The sequence below is a fragment of the Curtobacterium sp. MCSS17_016 genome, assembly GCF_003234255.2.
Classification (GTDB): Bacteria; Actinomycetota; Actinomycetes; order Actinomycetales; family Microbacteriaceae; genus Curtobacterium; species Curtobacterium flaccumfaciens.
On sequence record NZ_CP126254.1, the window covers coordinates 2,640,504 to 2,656,012 of the forward strand.

The following is a 15,509-nucleotide window of genomic DNA, read 5'->3' on the forward strand; positions in this document are numbered from 1 at the left end:
GCGCTGCTCCGGGCAGGAACGGCGCGGACGGAGCATGCGCCCGCGCCGGTGCCGAGAACGCAGGCGATGTCGACGCGGACGGCGCCGACGCGCGGGGAAGCAGTGGAGCACGGTGCAGGGGCATGCCGCCGACGGTAGGGAGCACTTCGGCCTTCAGCCGAGACGGTCCCCACTTCTGTGGACAACGTCGGAGTGCCCCACCAACGGACCGGTTTGTCCCCCGAAACGGAAAGCCGTACCCCGGTCGATGATGCGACACCGACGCGCTCGGGGCTACCCACCACCCCCGCTTCCCCCGGCCGGACTGTGCGTAGCACCTGCTACGCAAGAACATGCAGAATGCATGCACGAGCATGGACCGGTCTGTCCACGCGACCGGCGTGCCTGCGCGGATCGGGGCACACGGCGGAGCCCGACGAGCCACCATCGCTCGAGTCGGACCCCGGGAAACAGAAGAGGCGGCACCGGTTGGGGGGAACAGGTGCCGCCTTGACATCGAGGGATTGGGGGGAATCCGATTCGATGCCGCCGGAAACGAGTCCAGCGGGATCTACTGTACCCCACGATCGGCCCTCCAGGGCAACCCCGGACACGACCTCCGGGCGTGCCGCGCCCCGACCCGGCCGAGGGGTAGTCTCCGGATGCACGCAGGCACCGGCGACGGATGCCACCAGAGGCCGCAACGACGCGAAAGGACATCGATGTCCACTCCGACCCAGACCGACCCCCGAGGCGACGACGGAGCGACCTTCGCACCGCCGCCCGAGTTCGTGGCCGACGCGGTCGCCGGCGAGGACCTCCACCACGCAGCAGCAGCCGACCGCGAGGCGTTCTGGGCCGAGCAGTCCCGCTCCCTGCTCGACTGGCGAACCCCGTTCACGCAGACCCTGGACTGGTCGGGTGCCCCGTTCGCGAAGTGGTTCGCCGACGGCACGCTCAACGTCGCCGAGAACTGCCTCGACCGGCACGTCCGCGCCGGCAACGGCGACCGGGTCGCGATCCACTTCGAGGGCGCTCCCGGCGACACGCGCCGGATCACCTACGCCGAGCTGACCGCCGAGGTGCAGCGCGCCGCGAACATGCTCACCGACCTCGGCGTGGGCCAGGGCGACCGGGTGGTCGTGTACCTGCCGCTCATCCCCGAGGCCGTCGTGACGATGCTCGCCGTCGCCCGCATCGGTGCCGTGCACTCGGTCGTCTTCGGCGGGTTCAGCGCGGAGAGCCTCCGTGCCCGCATCGAGGACGCCGGCGCGAAGCTCGTCGTCACCGCGGACGGCGGGTGGCGGCGGGGTGTCGTCTCACCGCTCAAGCCCGCCGTCGACGAGGCACTGACCGGCGAGGGCACCGACACGGTCGAGCACGTCCTGGTCGTCAAGCGCGGCGGCAACGACATCGTGTGGAACGACCGCGACGTCTGGTGGCACGACGAGCTGGCGAAGGCGGCACCGACCCACGAGGCCCAGGCGTTCCCCGCCGAGACCCCGCTGTTCATCCTGTACACCTCGGGCACGACCGGGAAGCCGAAGGGCATCGTGCACACCTCCGGCGGCTACCTGACCCAGGCGGCGTACACGCACAAGAACGTGTTCGACATGCACCCGGAGAAGGACGTCTACTGGTGCACCGCCGACATCGGCTGGATCACCGGCCACTCCTACGTCGTCTACGGCCCGCTCGCCAACGGCGTCACGCAGGTGCTCTACGAGGGCACCCCCGACGAGCCGAAGCCCGGCCGCTGGTGGGACCTCGTCGACGCGTACGGTGTCACCGTCCTCTACACCGCACCCACGGCGGTCCGCGCAGCGATGAAGGCCGGCCGCGAGATCCCGGAGGCGCGCAGCCTCGAGACCCTCCGCCTGCTCGGCAGCGTCGGCGAACCGATCAACCCCGAGGCGTGGCAGTGGTACCGCCAGGTCATCGGCCACGACCGCACGCCGATCGTCGACACGTGGTGGCAGACCGAGACCGGCGCCATCATGATCTCCGCGCTGCCCGGCGTCACGAAGCTCAAGCCCGGCGCCGCGCAGACGCCCCTGCCGGGCATCGTCGCCGAGATCGTCGACGACGACGGCAACCGTGCCGAACCTGGCGAGAGCGGCTACCTCACGATCACCGAGCCGTGGCCGTCGATGGCCCGCGGGATCTGGAACGACCCGGACCGGTTCGTCGAGACGTACTGGTCGCGGTTCCCCGGCCGCTACTTCGCCGGCGACGGCGCGCGGCTCGACGGGCAGGGCGACATCTGGGTGCAGGGGCGCGTCGACGACGTCATGAACGTCTCGGGACACCGCCTGTCGACGGCCGAGATCGAGTCCGCCCTGGTCGGCCACGAGGGCGTCGCCGAGGCCGCCGTGGTCGGGGCCGCCGACGAGACCACCGGGCAGGCCGTCGTCGCCTTCGTCATCCTGACGGCCGAGGCCGCCGCAGACGTCGACCGCGAGACCGCCTCCGCGGAGCTCCGCAACTGGGTCGGCAAGCGGATCGGCGCGATCGCGAAGCCGCGCCAGGTCGTCATCGTGCCGGAGCTGCCGAAGACACGCTCCGGCAAGATCATGCGGCGGCTGCTCCGCGACGCGGCCGAGGGCCGCCGCATCGGCGACACGACGACGCTCGCCGACCCGACGATCATGGCGACCATCGCGGAACTCATGTAGTCCCGCCGGACGGAAGCAGGGCCTCCAGTCAGATCTGGAGGCCCTGCTCGCGTTGGTTCCGTCGGTCGCTGCCGTCAGGCGGTGAGCTCCACCACCAGCTCGACCTCGACCGGCGCGTCCAGCGGGAGCACGGCGACGCCCACCGCGCTCCGCGCGTGGACGCCGGCGTCGCCGAAGACCTCGCCGACCAGGGTCGACGCGCCGTTCGCGACAGCGGGCTGCCCCGTGAACGACGGGTCCGACGCGACGAAGACCGTGACCTTGACGACACGGGCCACGCGGTCGAGCGAACCGGCGACCGACTGCACGGCGGCCAGGGCGTTCAGCGCGGCCACGCGAGCCTGCGCGGCGGCGGTCTCAGCGTCGACGTCGGTGCCGACCTTGCCGGTCACGGGCAGGGCGCCGTCGACGAACGGCAGCTGGCCCGCCGTGTAGACGTACTGGCCCGTCACGACGGCGGGCACGTAGGCGGCGACGGGCGCGGCGACCGCGGGGATCGCCAGGCCGAGTTCGGCGAGCCGGTCGGAGACGCTCATGCGTCGGCCTTGGGGCGCTTCAGGTAGGCGACGAGACCGCCCTCGGGCCCGGTGACGATCTGGACCAGCTCCCAGCCCTCGTCCCCGTAGTTGTTGAGGATCGCGGTGGTGTTGTGGATCATCAGCGGCGTGGTGAAGTACTCCCAGCGAGTCATGCGGTTCCTTGCCAGCCTTTCAGTCGGGGGTGTCGTTTAGGCTGCATCCTATGTCTGCCCAGAAGACGTCTGCATCGCGGACCAAGCCCGTCTCAGCAGTCGGCGCCTTCATCGGATTCGTCGGGTTCAGTGCCCTCGCCGGCCTGCTCGTCACGATCGGCGTCACGCCGGCCATCGCCGTCGCCGGTGTCACGACGACGTCCACGATCGGTGTGTTCGAGTCCCTGCCGGAGTACATCGAGATCGGTGACCTGCCGCAGCGCAACGAGCTGTACGCGTACTCGGGCGGCAAGTCGGTGCACTTCGCCACCCTGTACGACCAGAACCGCCAAGAGCTGAAGTTCGACCAGATCAGCGACCAGCTGAAGAACGCGGCGATCGACGGCGAGGACAAGCGCTTCTACGACCACGGCGGCGTCGACATGACGTCGCTCATCCGCGCCGGTGTGGGCAGCATCGCGGGCGGCCTCGGCGACTCGGGCGGTGGGTCGACGCTGACCATGCAGCTCGTCCGCAACATCAAGATGAACGAAGCCCTGAACCTCCCCACCAAGAAGGAGCAGGAGAAGGCCTACAACGAGGCCGTCGAGCAGACCATCCCCCGCAAGCTGGAGGAGATGAAGCTCGCGATCGGGCTGGCGAAGAAGTACTCGAAGAAGGAGATCCTCACCGCCTACCTGAACATCGCCTACTTCGGCGACCAGACCTACGGCGTGCAGGCCGCGGCGCAGCACTACTACAACAAGAGCGCGACCGACCTGACCCCGGCCGAGGCCGCGTCGCTCATCGCGATCGTGCAGTACCCCGAGGCGCGCAACCTGTCGAGCCCGAAGAAGTACGACGCCAACGTCGCCCGGCGCAACGTCGTGCTCCGTTCGATGTACGACCAGAAGAACCTCACCGAGGCCGAGTACCGAACGGCTCGCCAGTCGAAGCCGGCGGACTACGTGCACCTGACGCAGCCCTCGCAGGGCTGCCGCGCCTCGGTCGGCGACGGCTCGCAGTTCTTCTGCGACTACGCCAAGAAGGTCGTGCTCGAGATGTCGCAGCTCGGCTCGTCGCAGAAGGCTCGCGACACCGCCTGGCGGAACGGCGGCTACAAGATCCAGACGACGCTGAACATCGACCTGAACGCCGAGCAGAAGCGTCTGCTGAACACCTACGACAACAAGGCCGAGACGAACCTGGCCCTGGGTTCGACGCTCAACTCGATCGAGGCTGGCTCCGGCCGAATCATCACGATGGCACAGAACAAAGACTTCGACGAGTCCTTGAAGTCGGCGCCGACATCGACCTCGCTGAACTACAGCGTCGACGAGAAGTACGGCAGCTCGAAGGGCTTCCAGACCGGCTCGACCTACAAGTTGTTCACGCTGCTGGACTGGGTGAAGGCCGGACACGGGTTGAACGAGACCGTCAGCGGTGCTGAACGAGTGGTCACGCCGTGGACGATCTGCGGTCAGACCGACTACACGAAGTTCGACGTCTCGAACGACGCTCCCGGTGAAGGCGGCAACTGGAGTGTGCTGGGCGCCACCGCCGGCTCGATCAACGGTGCGTTCGCCTCGATGGCGCAGAAGCTCGACCTCTGCGACATCCGCGACATCGCGCAGTCGCTCGGTGTCCACCGTGCGGACGGCGCAGAGCTGCAGTACCAGAACCCTTCCGCGATCCTGGGCACGAACGAGATCGCCCCGATGACGATGGCTGCGGCGTACGCGGCCGTTGCGAACAACGGCATCTACTGCAAGCCGATCGCGATCGACGAGATCACGTCGCCGTCCGGCAAGAAGCTCGGCGGCCAGACCAAGGACTGCCAGCAGGCCGTCGATCCGGCCTTCGCCCAGGCAGCGATCTATGCAATGAAGGGCACGATCAGGAGCGGAACGGCAGTGGGCGCGCAGACGCCTGACGGCACCCAGCTGTTCGGCAAGACGGGTACCACCGACGAGGCTGACCAGATCTGGCTCGTTGGTGCGAGTTCGCGCGTGGCCACCGCCTACTGGCAGGGCAACACCGACGGTCGCAAGATCAACCTCCGTCACTTCAGCAACGGTGTCGGCGGAACGTACGCCGGAGACCGCGCCAAGGTCTGGCGCGAGGCGATGACCCCGATCAACGCGATCTACCCCGCTGGCCCGTTCACGGACCCGCAGCAGAACGCGATCCGCGGCAACGCCAAGGCACTGCCGAACCTGCAGGGCAAGACGGCTGACGAAGCCCGCGCGGCGATCTCGGGCGCCGGGTTCACCTACGTCGACGGTGGGGCACGCCCCGGCCCGGGGAACCCCGGCTCCGTGACCTCGACGTCCCCGGCGGCAGGTGCGCTCCTGTCCTCGGGCTCGAGCGTCACCGTCTACACGTCCGACGGCACCCAGGCGACCGTTCCGGAGATCGGCGGCGACTCCCTCGGAGACGCCCGCTCGGCACTGAACGATGCCGGGTTCACGAGCGTCAACCTCGCCGACAGCTACGCCAAGGGCGGCGGTGGCAAGACCTGCAAGGTCGCCGCGGTCGAGCCGGCGATCAACGCCACGGCGAACAAGAACGACAACGTGACGATCCAGCTCTACGGCGACAAGAACGGCAAGGCGCCCAAGGACTGCAAGTGACCCGCGGTCGCACCGCACTCGGTGTCCTCGCTGCCGGCGCGGCCGTCGGAGCTGCTTCGGCAGCGTGGGGGTCACTCGTCGAGCGTCGTCGCTTCGGGATCCGGTGGGAGACCGTTCCGGTGCTCCCGCCGGGTTCCCGTGACGTCACCGTCCTGCACCTCTCCGACATCCACATGGCCCCGTGGCAGGCCGACAAGCAGCAGTGGCTGCGCGACCTGAGCCTGGTCGAACCGGACTTCATCGTGAACACCGGGGACAACCTCGGCCACGCGACCGCGAACGCCGCCGTGGAGTACGCGCTCGAGCCGTTCCGCGGGGTGCCCGGTGTCTTCGCCTACGGGTCGAACGACTTCTTCGGGCCGTCCCCGCGCAACCCGCTCAAGTACTTCTCGGGGCCGAGCCGGATGCACAAGGCTGCGGAGCCCGTCGGTCTCGACATCGACCGGCAGACGGCGTTCTTCGAGTCGCTCGGCTGGCTCGACCTCAACGACCAGGCGCACGCGATCGAACTCCGCGGCTCCCGGTTCGAACTGTTCGGCACCTCGGACGCGCACCGCGACTGGGACCGCCTCGACCTGCTCCCCACCAACGTCGACGAGATGCGCAGCGACGTGCCGTGGTCCGAGGACGAGGATGGCCCCGCACCGGTGGCGATCGGTGTCACGCACGCGCCCTACCGTCGCGTGCTCGATGCCTTCGTGACGCAGGGTGCCGACATCATCTTCGCCGGGCACACCCACGGCGGTCAGGTGGCGGTCCCCGGGGTCGGCGCGCTCGTCACGAACAGCGACCTCCCCCGCCGGTACGCCAGCGGGTTGCACAAGTGGGAGCACCGCAACCACTGGTCGTGGCTCGAGGTCTCCGCGGGCCTCGGCACCTCGATCTACGCGCCCGTCCGGTTCGCCTGCCGACCCGAGGCCGTCGTGGTCACCCTCACTGCACGGGCTTCCTGAGCCGACGCGCCCGGGAGTTCGCCGGATGGTCGTGAGCATCCCCGATCATCGGATAGTATTGTCTGGTTGCTCCGGTACGGAGTGATCACACCGCGGGGTGTGGCGCAGCTTGGTAGCGCGCCTCGTTCGGGACGAGGAGGTCGCAGGTTCAAATCCTGTCACCCCGACACTGTGTTGAGACAGTACGAAGAAGGCCCTGGTTCTCCGGAACCAGGGCCTTCTGCTTTCCCCGGGTGCATCTCGGCCGCCCGATGGGTCCCACGACCCAGTCAGCCGGTCCTGCTCCAACGCGAGCAGCCCCTCCCGCTACGCTCGCAAGCGCCATGCAGAACGACCATCCCCTCGCCGCAGTGCTCGCCGCGATCGCCGCCGAGTTCCCCGACCTCGCGGACGACCCGGTGCTGGCGCAGAGTCTCACCGAGAACGTCTCGTCGATGATCGCCGAGGCCCACGAGCGCTACGCCGCGGGGACCGACGGCAGCGTCGTGAGCCACGCGTTCCTCGACCCCGAGCACCTGGCGACCGGCAGTCTGCACGCCGAGCACGCCCAGCACCCGGCCGGCGCCATGCTCGCGGCGGAGATGCTGTTCGACGCCTACCTGCCGGTCTTCGTCGACGAGGTCGGCGCGGCGTCCACCGCCGAGGTCCTGCGGGCCACGAGGGCCCTGCACGCCGGCATCTGGAGCCGGTTCCCGGCCGGGGCGGTCGCGTACACGGAAGCGCTGCGCCAACGCCTCACCACGGCACACCTGGACTCCCGCACGCAGATCGCGCGGGACCTGCACGACCGCGTCGCCCACGGCATCCTCGCCGGGCTGCAGCGCCTCGACCTCGTCCTGCTGACGGACCCGCCTGCGGACGAACGAGCCGGCCAGCTCGACGACGCAGCGCGGTTGCTCCGGAGCGCGCTCGGCGACGTACAGGACCTCGCAGTGAGCCTGCACGCCCGGGTCGGGGATGCCCTGCTCGACGACGCGCTCCGACGGCACGTGCGCGACCTGTTCCCCGACGACGACCTCCTGTCCATCGAGTCGACGGGCGTCTCCGGTCCCCTGCCGAACTGGCAGGCCGAGGAAGCGCTGACGATCCTGCTCGAGGCGCTCACGAACCGCAGCAAACACGCGCCTGGAGCGACGGCTTCGGTGCGCTTCCTCTGGTCACGCGCAGCACTGGTGGTGACGGTCGCCGATGACGGTCCGGGCTTCGAGGTGGAGGGCGACGCCGACGGCCGCCTCGGGCAGCAGACCATGCGCGAGCGTGCCGCGGTGATCGGCGCCCGGCTCGACGTCGAGAGCGTCCGCGGCAGCCGAGACCACGGCACCACCGTCCGCCTGACCATCCCGAGGGGCACCCTGTGACCGTCACCCACGTCGCCATCGTCGACGACCACCGGCTCTTCCGCGAAGGACTCGCCACGATCCTGGCCGCAGTCCCCACGATCCGCGTCGTCGCGCACGGCGAGCGACCGGCCGAGGTGCTCGACTCCCCCGAGGCCGCGGCGATCGACGTCCTGCTGCTCGACGTCGAGCTGGACGGCCCGCCGGCACGGACGACGATCGCCACGGTCCGCCGCACCCGCCCGGACATCCGGGTGGTGGTGCTCACGATGCACCGGGACGCCGTCCTCCGCCGCACCCTGCTCGATGCCGGCGCGGTCGACTTCGTCACGAAGGACACCCCGAGCCGCGAACTCGTCGACCGGATCGCCCGGGCAGCCCACGCCGATGCGGCACCCGTCACGTTCCCGGTCGACCTGGTGACCGAGGCCCGTGCCGGCTCACCGTTGAGCGACCGCGAGCTCGAGGTCCTGCGACTCATCGCCGCCGCCCGCACCAACGCCGAGATCGCCGCCGACCTGCAGCTCGCGATCGGCACGGTGAAGCGCCACGTCTACAACGTGTTCCGGAAGCTCGACGTCGGCTCCCGCGTCGGGGCGGTCGCCGCCGCCACGCGCCTGGGCCTGCTCACCTGAGGCGCCGCGGAACTTCGTGAGCAGCAATGGTCGGGTGCACGACGGCGACCCGACCATTCCTGCTCACGAAGCGAACTAGACGGAGACTGCAGCACCCGCAGGCACGAGCTTGCCGGCGGCGTGCAGCCCGGCCACGACGTCGAGCGCCTGGTGCCGGTACCGCGCCTGCGCAGCACCGGGCGACACGATCACGCCGTTCGCCCCGGTCGACGCCACGAGCGCGTTGATCTTCTCCGCGACCTGCTCGGCGTTGCCGTAGGCCTGACGCTCGGTGCGGGCCGCGATGAACCGACGCTCGAGGTCGTTGAACTCGTACGCACGCGCCTCGTCCATCGACACCGGCTCGGGCTTCCGGCCCGAGCGCATCCGGATGAACGAGATCATGCCCGGGGCGCTCTGCTCGTCGATGACGGCGGGGTCCTCGTCGGCGACGACCTGCACACCGATCAGCGCGTTCGGCGTCTGGCGGAAGCGTGACGGACGGAACGAGTCGCGGTACAGGGCGAGTGCCGCCTCGGTGTTGTCCGACGCGAAGTGGTGGGCGAAGGCGAACGAGATACCGAGCGCACCGGCGACCTGGGCGCTGTAGCCGGAGGACCCGAGCAGCCAGAACTCCGGCACGTCGCCGTAGCCCGGCACGGCGCGGATGCCGGCCAGCGGGTTCTCCGCGCCCATGCCGGTGAAGAACCCGATCAGGTCGGCCAGGCGGTCCGGGAAGTCGTCGACGTCGAGTCGGTCCGTGCGGCGGAGGGCCATCGCCGTCGCACCGTCGGTGCCGGGAGCGCGCCCGAGACCGAGGTCGACCCGGTCGCCGTACAGCGCACGGAGGGTGCCGAACTGCTCGGCGACGACGAGGGGCGCGTGGTTGGGCAGCATGACGCCACCGGATCCGATGCGGATGGTCGAGGTGGCCGCGCCCACGGCGCTCAGCAGCACCGCCGGGGCCGAGGAGGTGATGCCCGGCATCCCGTGGTGCTCGGCGACCCAGAACCGCTCGTACCCGAGCTGCTCGGCGTGCACGGCCATGTCGATGGACCCCTGCAGGGCCTCGGTGTTGGACTGGCCGTACTCGCGGGTGGCCAGGTCGAGGACGGACAGGTGCAGGGTGTCGTCGGTCATGTGGTCACCAACGCACGCCGGCGCACCCGCATTCCACCCGGGACCGGGACGTCGACCGGTCACGACATGCCGTCGTCCAGCCGCCGCCCGGTCACCGGGCGTCGCCCGGAAGTCGCGGCAGCGACGATTCGCGACCACTCGGCTGACGCACGCGGCCCGCCCTGGACGTGCGGCGCGACGGCCGGGAGGCCCGTGGCGGGGCCGTACCGCGCCTCCAGGCCGCCTGTCGGTTGCGTCTCGGACGCCGAGCGGTCACGACGTGCCGCGCGTACCTCGCGGACCGGTCACGTCCGGTCGCCCGACAGGCGCACCGCCGACGCGATGTGACCGCACGGCGAAACCGAGTGGGGTGTCGTGACCGCTCGACGAACCGAGCGAGTGTCGTCTCCGCCCGGCAGACCGTCAGGCGCCGTCGAGGCGGCCGCCGGACTCCGTCAGGTAGCAGTTGGCGCAGAGCGACTCGTAGGCGACGTCGACACCGTCGATCGCGACCTGGGAGCCGTCGAAGACGAACCGGCCGTCGACAGTCCGGGCGTTGAAGACCGCCTTGCGGCCGCAGCGGCAGATGGTCTTCAGTTCTTCGAGGGAGTGCGCGACCTCGAGCAGGCGGGCGCTGCCGGGGAACGCCTCGGTGCGGAAGTCCGTGCGGATGCCGTAGGTGATGACCGGGATCTCGTCGAGCACCGCGATGCGCAGCAGGTCGTCGACCTGCCGCGGGGTGAGGAACTGCGCCTCGTCGACGAGCACGCAGCTGACGGGCCGCACCATGCCGTCCAGGCGCTCCGACTCGGGGTCGACGGCACCGGCGGCGGTGACCGCCTGGCGCACGTCGGCGTCCGGCGAGAACACGATGTCGACGGTCCGGGTGACACCCAGGCGGGAGACGATCTCACGGTCGCCCTTGGTGTCCACCGCGGGCTTGGCGAGCAGCACCCGGTGCCCGCGCTCCTCGTAGTTGTAGGCGGCCTGCAGCAAGCCCGTGCTCTTGCCGCTGTTCATCGCGCCGTAGCGGAAGTAGAGCTTCGCCACTACGCGAGGAACCCGTCCTCGGCGGCCCGACGGATGAGGTCGGACTTCTTCGAGGCGGGGCGGCCCACCTTGCTGTACTTCTCGCGCACGCGACGCAGGTAGGTCTTGGCGGTCTCGTACTGCACGTTCATCTGCGCGGCGACCTCGTTCGTCGAGTAGCCGGACACGTAGAGCCGCAGCGCCTCCTCCTCACCGGCGCTGAGCTTCGGGCGCTGGTGCGCGGCCGCACCCGTCGGCAGCGGACGCCACTCCCGGGGCTGCGGGGTCTCGCGGGCGACGCCCATGATCTCGCGGGCGACGTCCATGACCTCGCGCATCGGGAGCGACTTCGACAGGAACGCCGCGGCGCCGGCGGCCAGGGCGCGGTCGCGGGACTCACGGCTGTCGACGCTCGAGAGCACGATGACCTTCGCTCCGGCGGCACGGCACGTGCGGACACGGGCCTCGATCGAGACCGGTTCCTTGAGCTGGAAGTCCAGGAACACCAGGTCGGTCGGGAAGCTGTCACTGTGGACCATCTCGAGCCAGGTGTGCGCGGTCAGGGCCAGGTCGAAGTCGAACGCGTTCACCGCGATCCAGCTCGACAGGCTGTCCAGCAGCACCTCGTGGTCGTCGAGGATGGCCAGCCGCACACGTCGTGCTCCCGGGTTCGGGAGGGACGGCGACCCCTCCGAGAGCCTGTTCGGGTCAGTGCTGGTCATAGGAGAACCTTAGTGCGAGGGCGGAAGGGCGGACCGCGACGTCGAGGTCGGGGAACGTCACGCGGAGGACGGCGAAGTAGGGGTCGAAGGTGCGGTGGATGCCGATGTCGGAGTCCGCGACGGCGAGCTCCACGTCGACGGACACACGAGCGGGTGCGGGTGCCTGCGCGGGTCGGGACGCCGCGGCTGCCCGAGCCGCGGGGGCGGCGTGGTCCGCCGGGCGGGCCTGGGGTGCCGGGTCCGCCAGAGTGTCGGCTCGTCGCACGGTCGCGCGGAAGCCGGCCGGGTCGACGGTCGAGGCACGGAGGGCCGCACGGACGAACGTGCGGACGACCGCCCGCTGGTCGGTGTCGAGCGTCGCGATGAGGCCGTCGGGGTCGTCGACCACCGGCGCCTGGCCGCCGTCGACCCGGACGGCGTGCTCGAACCAGGTGCGGTCGGCGTCGGCGACCATGGACGCGCGGATGCCGTCGGCGATCGCGCGGGCACGGGCACGGTCGGCGTCGGTGATGACGTCGCGTGTGCGGAGCTCGGCGAAGAACGGGGCGACGTCGCGGGACAGGATCGTCGAGCGGTCCTGCTGCACGCTCGCCGCGATGCCGTCCCGCTCGGCGCGTGCGACGGAGTACGACCCGGCACGGATCTGCACCCGTTCGGCGAGCCCCGCGAAGGTCCAGGCGAACACCGCGGACGCCGCGGTCAGCACGAGCGTCGGGGCCGCGGCCAGGAACGCCGCGACGGCGACCGGCACCTCGTGCGGGAACTCTGCAGCACCGGCACCCCAGGTCACGGCGTTCACCGCGGCCAGCACGAGCCCGCCGATCGTCAGGTCGGTCCACGGTCGGTACGGCGCGACCATGACGATGCCGGTCGCGGTGATCAGGGACATGAAGTCGTTCAGGGCGCTGCGGTCCGGTCCCCACTGCGCCGCGACGCTCGTCACCGACGCCAGGCCGAGCAACCCGACGTGCGCGACGAACGCCGACCGCGGGAACGGCGCTCGGAACGGGCTCGAGGCAGCGAGCACCACCACCGCCGAGGCCGCGACGAGCAGCACGGTGAGGGCACTGAGGGTGGGGCTGCCCACGACGTCGCGGTCGAAGATCGACACGAGCAGTGCCCAGACGACGCTGCCGGCACCGAGCACGACGGCCAGTGGCCGCGACCCCATCGCGCCGAGCGGGTCGTACTGCTGGGCGGTGCGGCGGGACCCGCGCTGCCGAGCCGCCGTCATCGCTCGATCCCCAGGTCGCCGCTGACCGCCGGCACGGTGACCGCGCCGGTGACCGGTCCGTACGGCACGGTCATCATCACGCTCGTGCCGGAACCGGGCGACGACCAGATCTGGACGTCACCGCCGACCCGGCCGATCCGCTCTCGCACCGAACCGCGGAGGCCCATCCGGTCGGCTCCGGTGGCGTCCTCGTCGAACCCACGACCGTCGTCGACGACCATGACGGTGCAGGACGCGCTGTCGTCGAACACGCTGACCTCTGCGGCGTCGGTCCCCGCGTGCTTCCGCACGTTGGCCAGGCACTGGCCGACGGCCCGGACGACCGCCGACAGCGCACGCTGGTCCAGGCGCTCGAGCGCGGAGCTGTCACCCGAGACGGTCACGTCGAGTCCGAGCGTCCGGTGCTCGTCGACCATGGTGCCGAACGCCTCGGCCGCGGCCCCGGGACGCGGGCGGGCGGCCGGCGCGAGCCACCCCTTGCCGGTGAGCACCGCGACGTCGGCGTCGACCGTCTCGGCGAGGTGCGGGTCCATCGGGCCGTCCGGCGCGAGGGCGATCGCGCCGAGGTGGTTGAGCACGGTGTCGTGCAGGATCGCGGACGCCTCGGCCTCGACCCCGGCGCGGTACGCGGACACGTGTTCTTCGCGCGCGGAGCGCAGGAGCTCGGGCTGTACCCGTTCGCTCCGCCCCGTGCTGCGGGTCGTGAAGAGCACGAGCGCGACCACGAAGCCCAGCGTGACCCAGGCGAGGATGAGCGGACGGGGCGACTGGTCGGCCTGCACGATGGCGATCCAGGTCGCGAGTCGTCCGGTCAGGAAGCCCACGAAGGACCACAGCACGACGCGGCTCGGCACGGCGCCTGCTCCCCCGACCAGGATGAGCGGGATCACGACGAGGGACATCAGGTACGAGGTCACCCAACCGGTCGGCACCTGCTGCTGGACCCCGACGGCGAACCACCAGGCACAGACACCGCCGACGGCCAGGAAGGCGATCGCCGAGACGCGGTTGCCGAACTGCACGTGCACGCCGATCATGGCGAGCATCGGGACGACAGCCAGCGCCGTGCCGACGACCCGCACCCCGGGCTCGGACAGGCCGTAGAGCACGAGCGTGATGGCCGCGGCCACCAGCGAGCCGATGGCGCCGGCGTGGAATGCGCGCACGGTCGACCACGCGTTCACTCGCGGTGCGAGGTGCGTGGGGATGCCGAGCACGAGGTGGATCCTTCCGGGTGGCGAGGGCGCCGTCCACGATCCAACCACCGGAGCAGCGGCCGTGTACCCCGAATCCGGGGCCGTGCGGCGACCCGCACGATGATAGCGGCCCGGACCGGGGTCCCGCTGTCCCCCGAACGTGGACCGGACACGACCCGGACGGACGCTCCTCAGAACAGCGTCTGTGCGGCCGTCGGCCGGAGCAGCCGCTGGTCGAACCCGGGGTCGGCGCGCTTCAGCGGTGACACCGTCGGCACCGACTGCTCCTGCGGCAGCGCCTGTGGCAGGCCCGGACCCAGCCCCTGCGGCATCCCCCGCTGCAGCGTTCGCGGTTCCGAGAAGCCCATCGACCCCGTCGCCGGGTCCACGCGCCCCAGTCCGACCCCGTGCGCCGCCAGGATCGGGCGGATGCGCTCCGACAGCCACCGTCGGTAGTCCTTCGGCGCGTACGTGTTGTCGAGGTACATCGCGCGGTACCGCTGCACCAGGTCGGGTCGCTCGCGGCCGAGCCACTCGAACCACCACGGCTTGACGCCCGGCCGCAGGTGCAGCGCCGAGTACATGATGCTCGTCGCACCGGCCGCGGTCGCCCGACCGATGGCGTCGTCGAGGTGCGCCCGGGTGTCGGTGATGTACGGCAGCACCGGCATCAGGAACACGGCGCAGTCGAGCCCCGCGTCGCGGATGGCCCGCACGGTCGCCAGCCGGGCCGACGTCGTCGGGGTGCCGGACTCGACCGACTGCTGCAGCGAGTCGTCGTACACGGCGATCGACATGGCGAGGTCGACCGGCACCACCTTCGCCGCCTCGGCCAGCAGCGGCAGGTCGCGACGCAGCAGGGTGCCCTTCGTCAGGATGCTGAACGGGGTGCGTGACTCCGCCAGCGCCTCGATCACGCCGGGCATCAGCCGGTACCGCCCCTCGGCCCGCTGGTACGGGTCGGTGTTCGTGCCGAGCGCCACCGGGTGACGGTCCCACGAGGGCTTGCCGAGCTCACGACGCAGCACGTCGGCGACGTTCGTCTTCACCACGATCTGCTGGTCGAAGTCGGCGCCGCCGTCGAACTCCAGGTACGTGTGGGTCGGGCGGGCGAAGCAGTACACGCAGGCGTGGCTGCACCCGCGGTACGGGTTGATCGTCCAGCCGTACGTGCCCGACCCGTCCGCGCTCGGCACCCGGTTCAGGGCGCTCTTCGCGAGGACCTCGTGGAAGGTCACCCCGGCGAACTCGGGCGTCGTCACGCTCCGGACGAATCCGCTGTTCGATTCCATCCCGGGCAGCGCGTCGCTCTGCTCGGCGTCGATCGCCTGTCCACTCCACCGCATGC

13 protein-coding genes and 1 tRNA gene are annotated in these 15,509 nt (G+C 70.6%); 6 read left to right on the top strand and 8 right to left on the bottom strand.

Going from position 1 to position 15,509, the window contains the following annotated elements:
- Positions 1-701 precede the first annotated feature (701 nt).
- Complete coding sequence (gene acs, locus DEJ19_RS12410; protein ID WP_111233411.1) at positions 702-2,654, top strand: acetate--CoA ligase; 1,953 nt, start codon at positions 702-704, stop codon at positions 2,652-2,654.
- A 74-nt stretch (positions 2,655-2,728) separates the two neighbouring features.
- Here acs and DEJ19_RS12415 read toward each other — a convergent pair whose 3' ends face one another.
- Together DEJ19_RS12415 and sp36 are read right to left on the bottom strand one after the other, a co-directional pair.
- Positions 2,729-3,190, bottom strand: a complete 462-nt coding sequence (locus DEJ19_RS12415) for a RidA family protein (RefSeq protein ID WP_111100121.1) — start codon at positions 3,188-3,190, stop codon at positions 2,729-2,731.
- Complete coding sequence (gene sp36 / locus DEJ19_RS12420) at positions 3,187-3,345, bottom strand: Sp36 family protein (RefSeq protein WP_017888699.1); 159 nt, start codon at positions 3,343-3,345, stop codon at positions 3,187-3,189. Before sp36 ends, DEJ19_RS12415 begins: the two co-directional genes overlap by 4 nt.
- A 50-nt stretch (positions 3,346-3,395) precedes the next feature.
- Between sp36 and DEJ19_RS12425 the strand changes: the two genes are divergently transcribed.
- From DEJ19_RS12425 to DEJ19_RS12445, 5 genes are all read left to right on the top strand, one after another.
- Positions 3,396-5,957 carry a transglycosylase domain-containing protein gene (locus DEJ19_RS12425; RefSeq protein WP_111046817.1) on the top strand — a complete coding sequence of 854 codons (2,562 nt, stop codon included), beginning with the start codon at positions 3,396-3,398 and terminating at the stop codon, positions 5,955-5,957.
- Positions 5,954-6,910: a metallophosphoesterase gene (locus tag DEJ19_RS12430; RefSeq protein WP_071405008.1), complete on the top strand. Its 957-nt coding sequence runs from the start codon at positions 5,954-5,956 to the stop codon at positions 6,908-6,910. The genes DEJ19_RS12425 and DEJ19_RS12430 overlap by 4 nt, the downstream gene beginning before the upstream one ends.
- 93 nt (positions 6,911-7,003) lie before the next feature.
- Positions 7,004-7,077, top strand: a tRNA-Pro gene (locus DEJ19_RS12435).
- Between the two features lie 156 nt (positions 7,078-7,233).
- Entirely contained in the window at positions 7,234-8,268 is a 1,035-nt protein-coding gene (locus DEJ19_RS12440) for a sensor histidine kinase (RefSeq protein WP_146250670.1), read from the top strand.
- Positions 8,265-8,882, top strand: a complete 618-nt coding sequence (locus DEJ19_RS12445; protein ID WP_111095119.1) for a response regulator transcription factor — start codon at positions 8,265-8,267, stop codon at positions 8,880-8,882. The genes DEJ19_RS12440 and DEJ19_RS12445 overlap by 4 nt, the downstream gene beginning before the upstream one ends.
- 75 nt (positions 8,883-8,957) lie before the next feature.
- Here the strand turns inward: DEJ19_RS12445 and DEJ19_RS12450 are convergent, their stop codons facing one another.
- The 6 genes from DEJ19_RS12450 to DEJ19_RS12475 form a co-directional block, all read right to left on the bottom strand.
- Positions 8,958-10,001, bottom strand: coding sequence for an LLM class flavin-dependent oxidoreductase (locus DEJ19_RS12450; protein WP_111233413.1), 1,044 nt, complete (start codon positions 9,999-10,001; stop codon positions 8,958-8,960).
- A 402-nt stretch (positions 10,002-10,403) separates the two neighbouring features.
- Positions 10,404-11,030 (bottom strand): thymidine kinase, encoded by a 627-nt coding sequence (locus tag DEJ19_RS12455; RefSeq protein ID WP_111233414.1) that lies wholly within the window; start codon positions 11,028-11,030, stop codon positions 10,404-10,406.
- A complete protein-coding gene (locus DEJ19_RS12460; RefSeq protein ID WP_035808846.1) occupies positions 11,030-11,731 on the bottom strand; it encodes a response regulator transcription factor in 702 nt (233 codons plus the stop codon). Before DEJ19_RS12460 ends, DEJ19_RS12455 begins: the two co-directional genes overlap by 1 nt.
- On the bottom strand, positions 11,718-12,965 hold the full coding sequence (locus tag DEJ19_RS12465) for a hypothetical protein (RefSeq protein WP_111233415.1): 1,248 nt from the start codon (positions 12,963-12,965) through the stop codon (positions 11,718-11,720). The genes DEJ19_RS12460 and DEJ19_RS12465 overlap by 14 nt, the downstream gene beginning before the upstream one ends.
- On the bottom strand, positions 12,962-14,182 hold the full coding sequence (locus tag DEJ19_RS12470) for a sensor histidine kinase (protein WP_111233416.1): 1,221 nt from the start codon (positions 14,180-14,182) through the stop codon (positions 12,962-12,964). The genes DEJ19_RS12465 and DEJ19_RS12470 overlap by 4 nt, the downstream gene beginning before the upstream one ends.
- Before the next feature lie 170 nt (positions 14,183-14,352).
- On the bottom strand, positions 14,353-15,507 hold the full coding sequence (locus DEJ19_RS12475) for an Rv2578c family radical SAM protein (RefSeq protein WP_110863373.1): 1,155 nt from the start codon (positions 15,505-15,507) through the stop codon (positions 14,353-14,355).
- Between the last annotated feature and the right edge of the window lie 2 nt (positions 15,508-15,509).

Excerpts from the sequence above, each read along its gene's own strand:
- acs (WP_111233411.1), top strand. The coding sequence starts at position 702 with ATGTCCACTCCGACCCAGACCGACCCCCGAGGCGACGACGGAGCGACC.
- DEJ19_RS12415 (WP_111100121.1), bottom strand. The coding sequence starts at position 3,190 with ATGAGCGTCTCCGACCGGCTCGCCGAACTCGGCCTGGCGATCCCCGCG.
- sp36 (WP_017888699.1), bottom strand. The coding sequence starts at position 3,345 with ATGACTCGCTGGGAGTACTTCACCACGCCGCTGATGATCCACAACACC.
- DEJ19_RS12425 (WP_111046817.1), top strand. The coding sequence starts at position 3,396 with ATGTCTGCCCAGAAGACGTCTGCATCGCGGACCAAGCCCGTCTCAGCA.
- DEJ19_RS12440 (WP_146250670.1), top strand. The coding sequence starts at position 7,234 with ATGCAGAACGACCATCCCCTCGCCGCAGTGCTCGCCGCGATCGCCGCC.
- DEJ19_RS12450 (WP_111233413.1), bottom strand. The coding sequence starts at position 10,001 with ATGACCGACGACACCCTGCACCTGTCCGTCCTCGACCTGGCCACCCGC.
- DEJ19_RS12460 (WP_035808846.1), bottom strand. The coding sequence starts at position 11,731 with ATGACCAGCACTGACCCGAACAGGCTCTCGGAGGGGTCGCCGTCCCTC.
- DEJ19_RS12465 (WP_111233415.1), bottom strand. The coding sequence starts at position 12,965 with ATGACGGCGGCTCGGCAGCGCGGGTCCCGCCGCACCGCCCAGCAGTAC.
- DEJ19_RS12475 (WP_110863373.1), bottom strand. The coding sequence starts at position 15,507 with ATGCGGTGGAGTGGACAGGCGATCGACGCCGAGCAGAGCGACGCGCTG.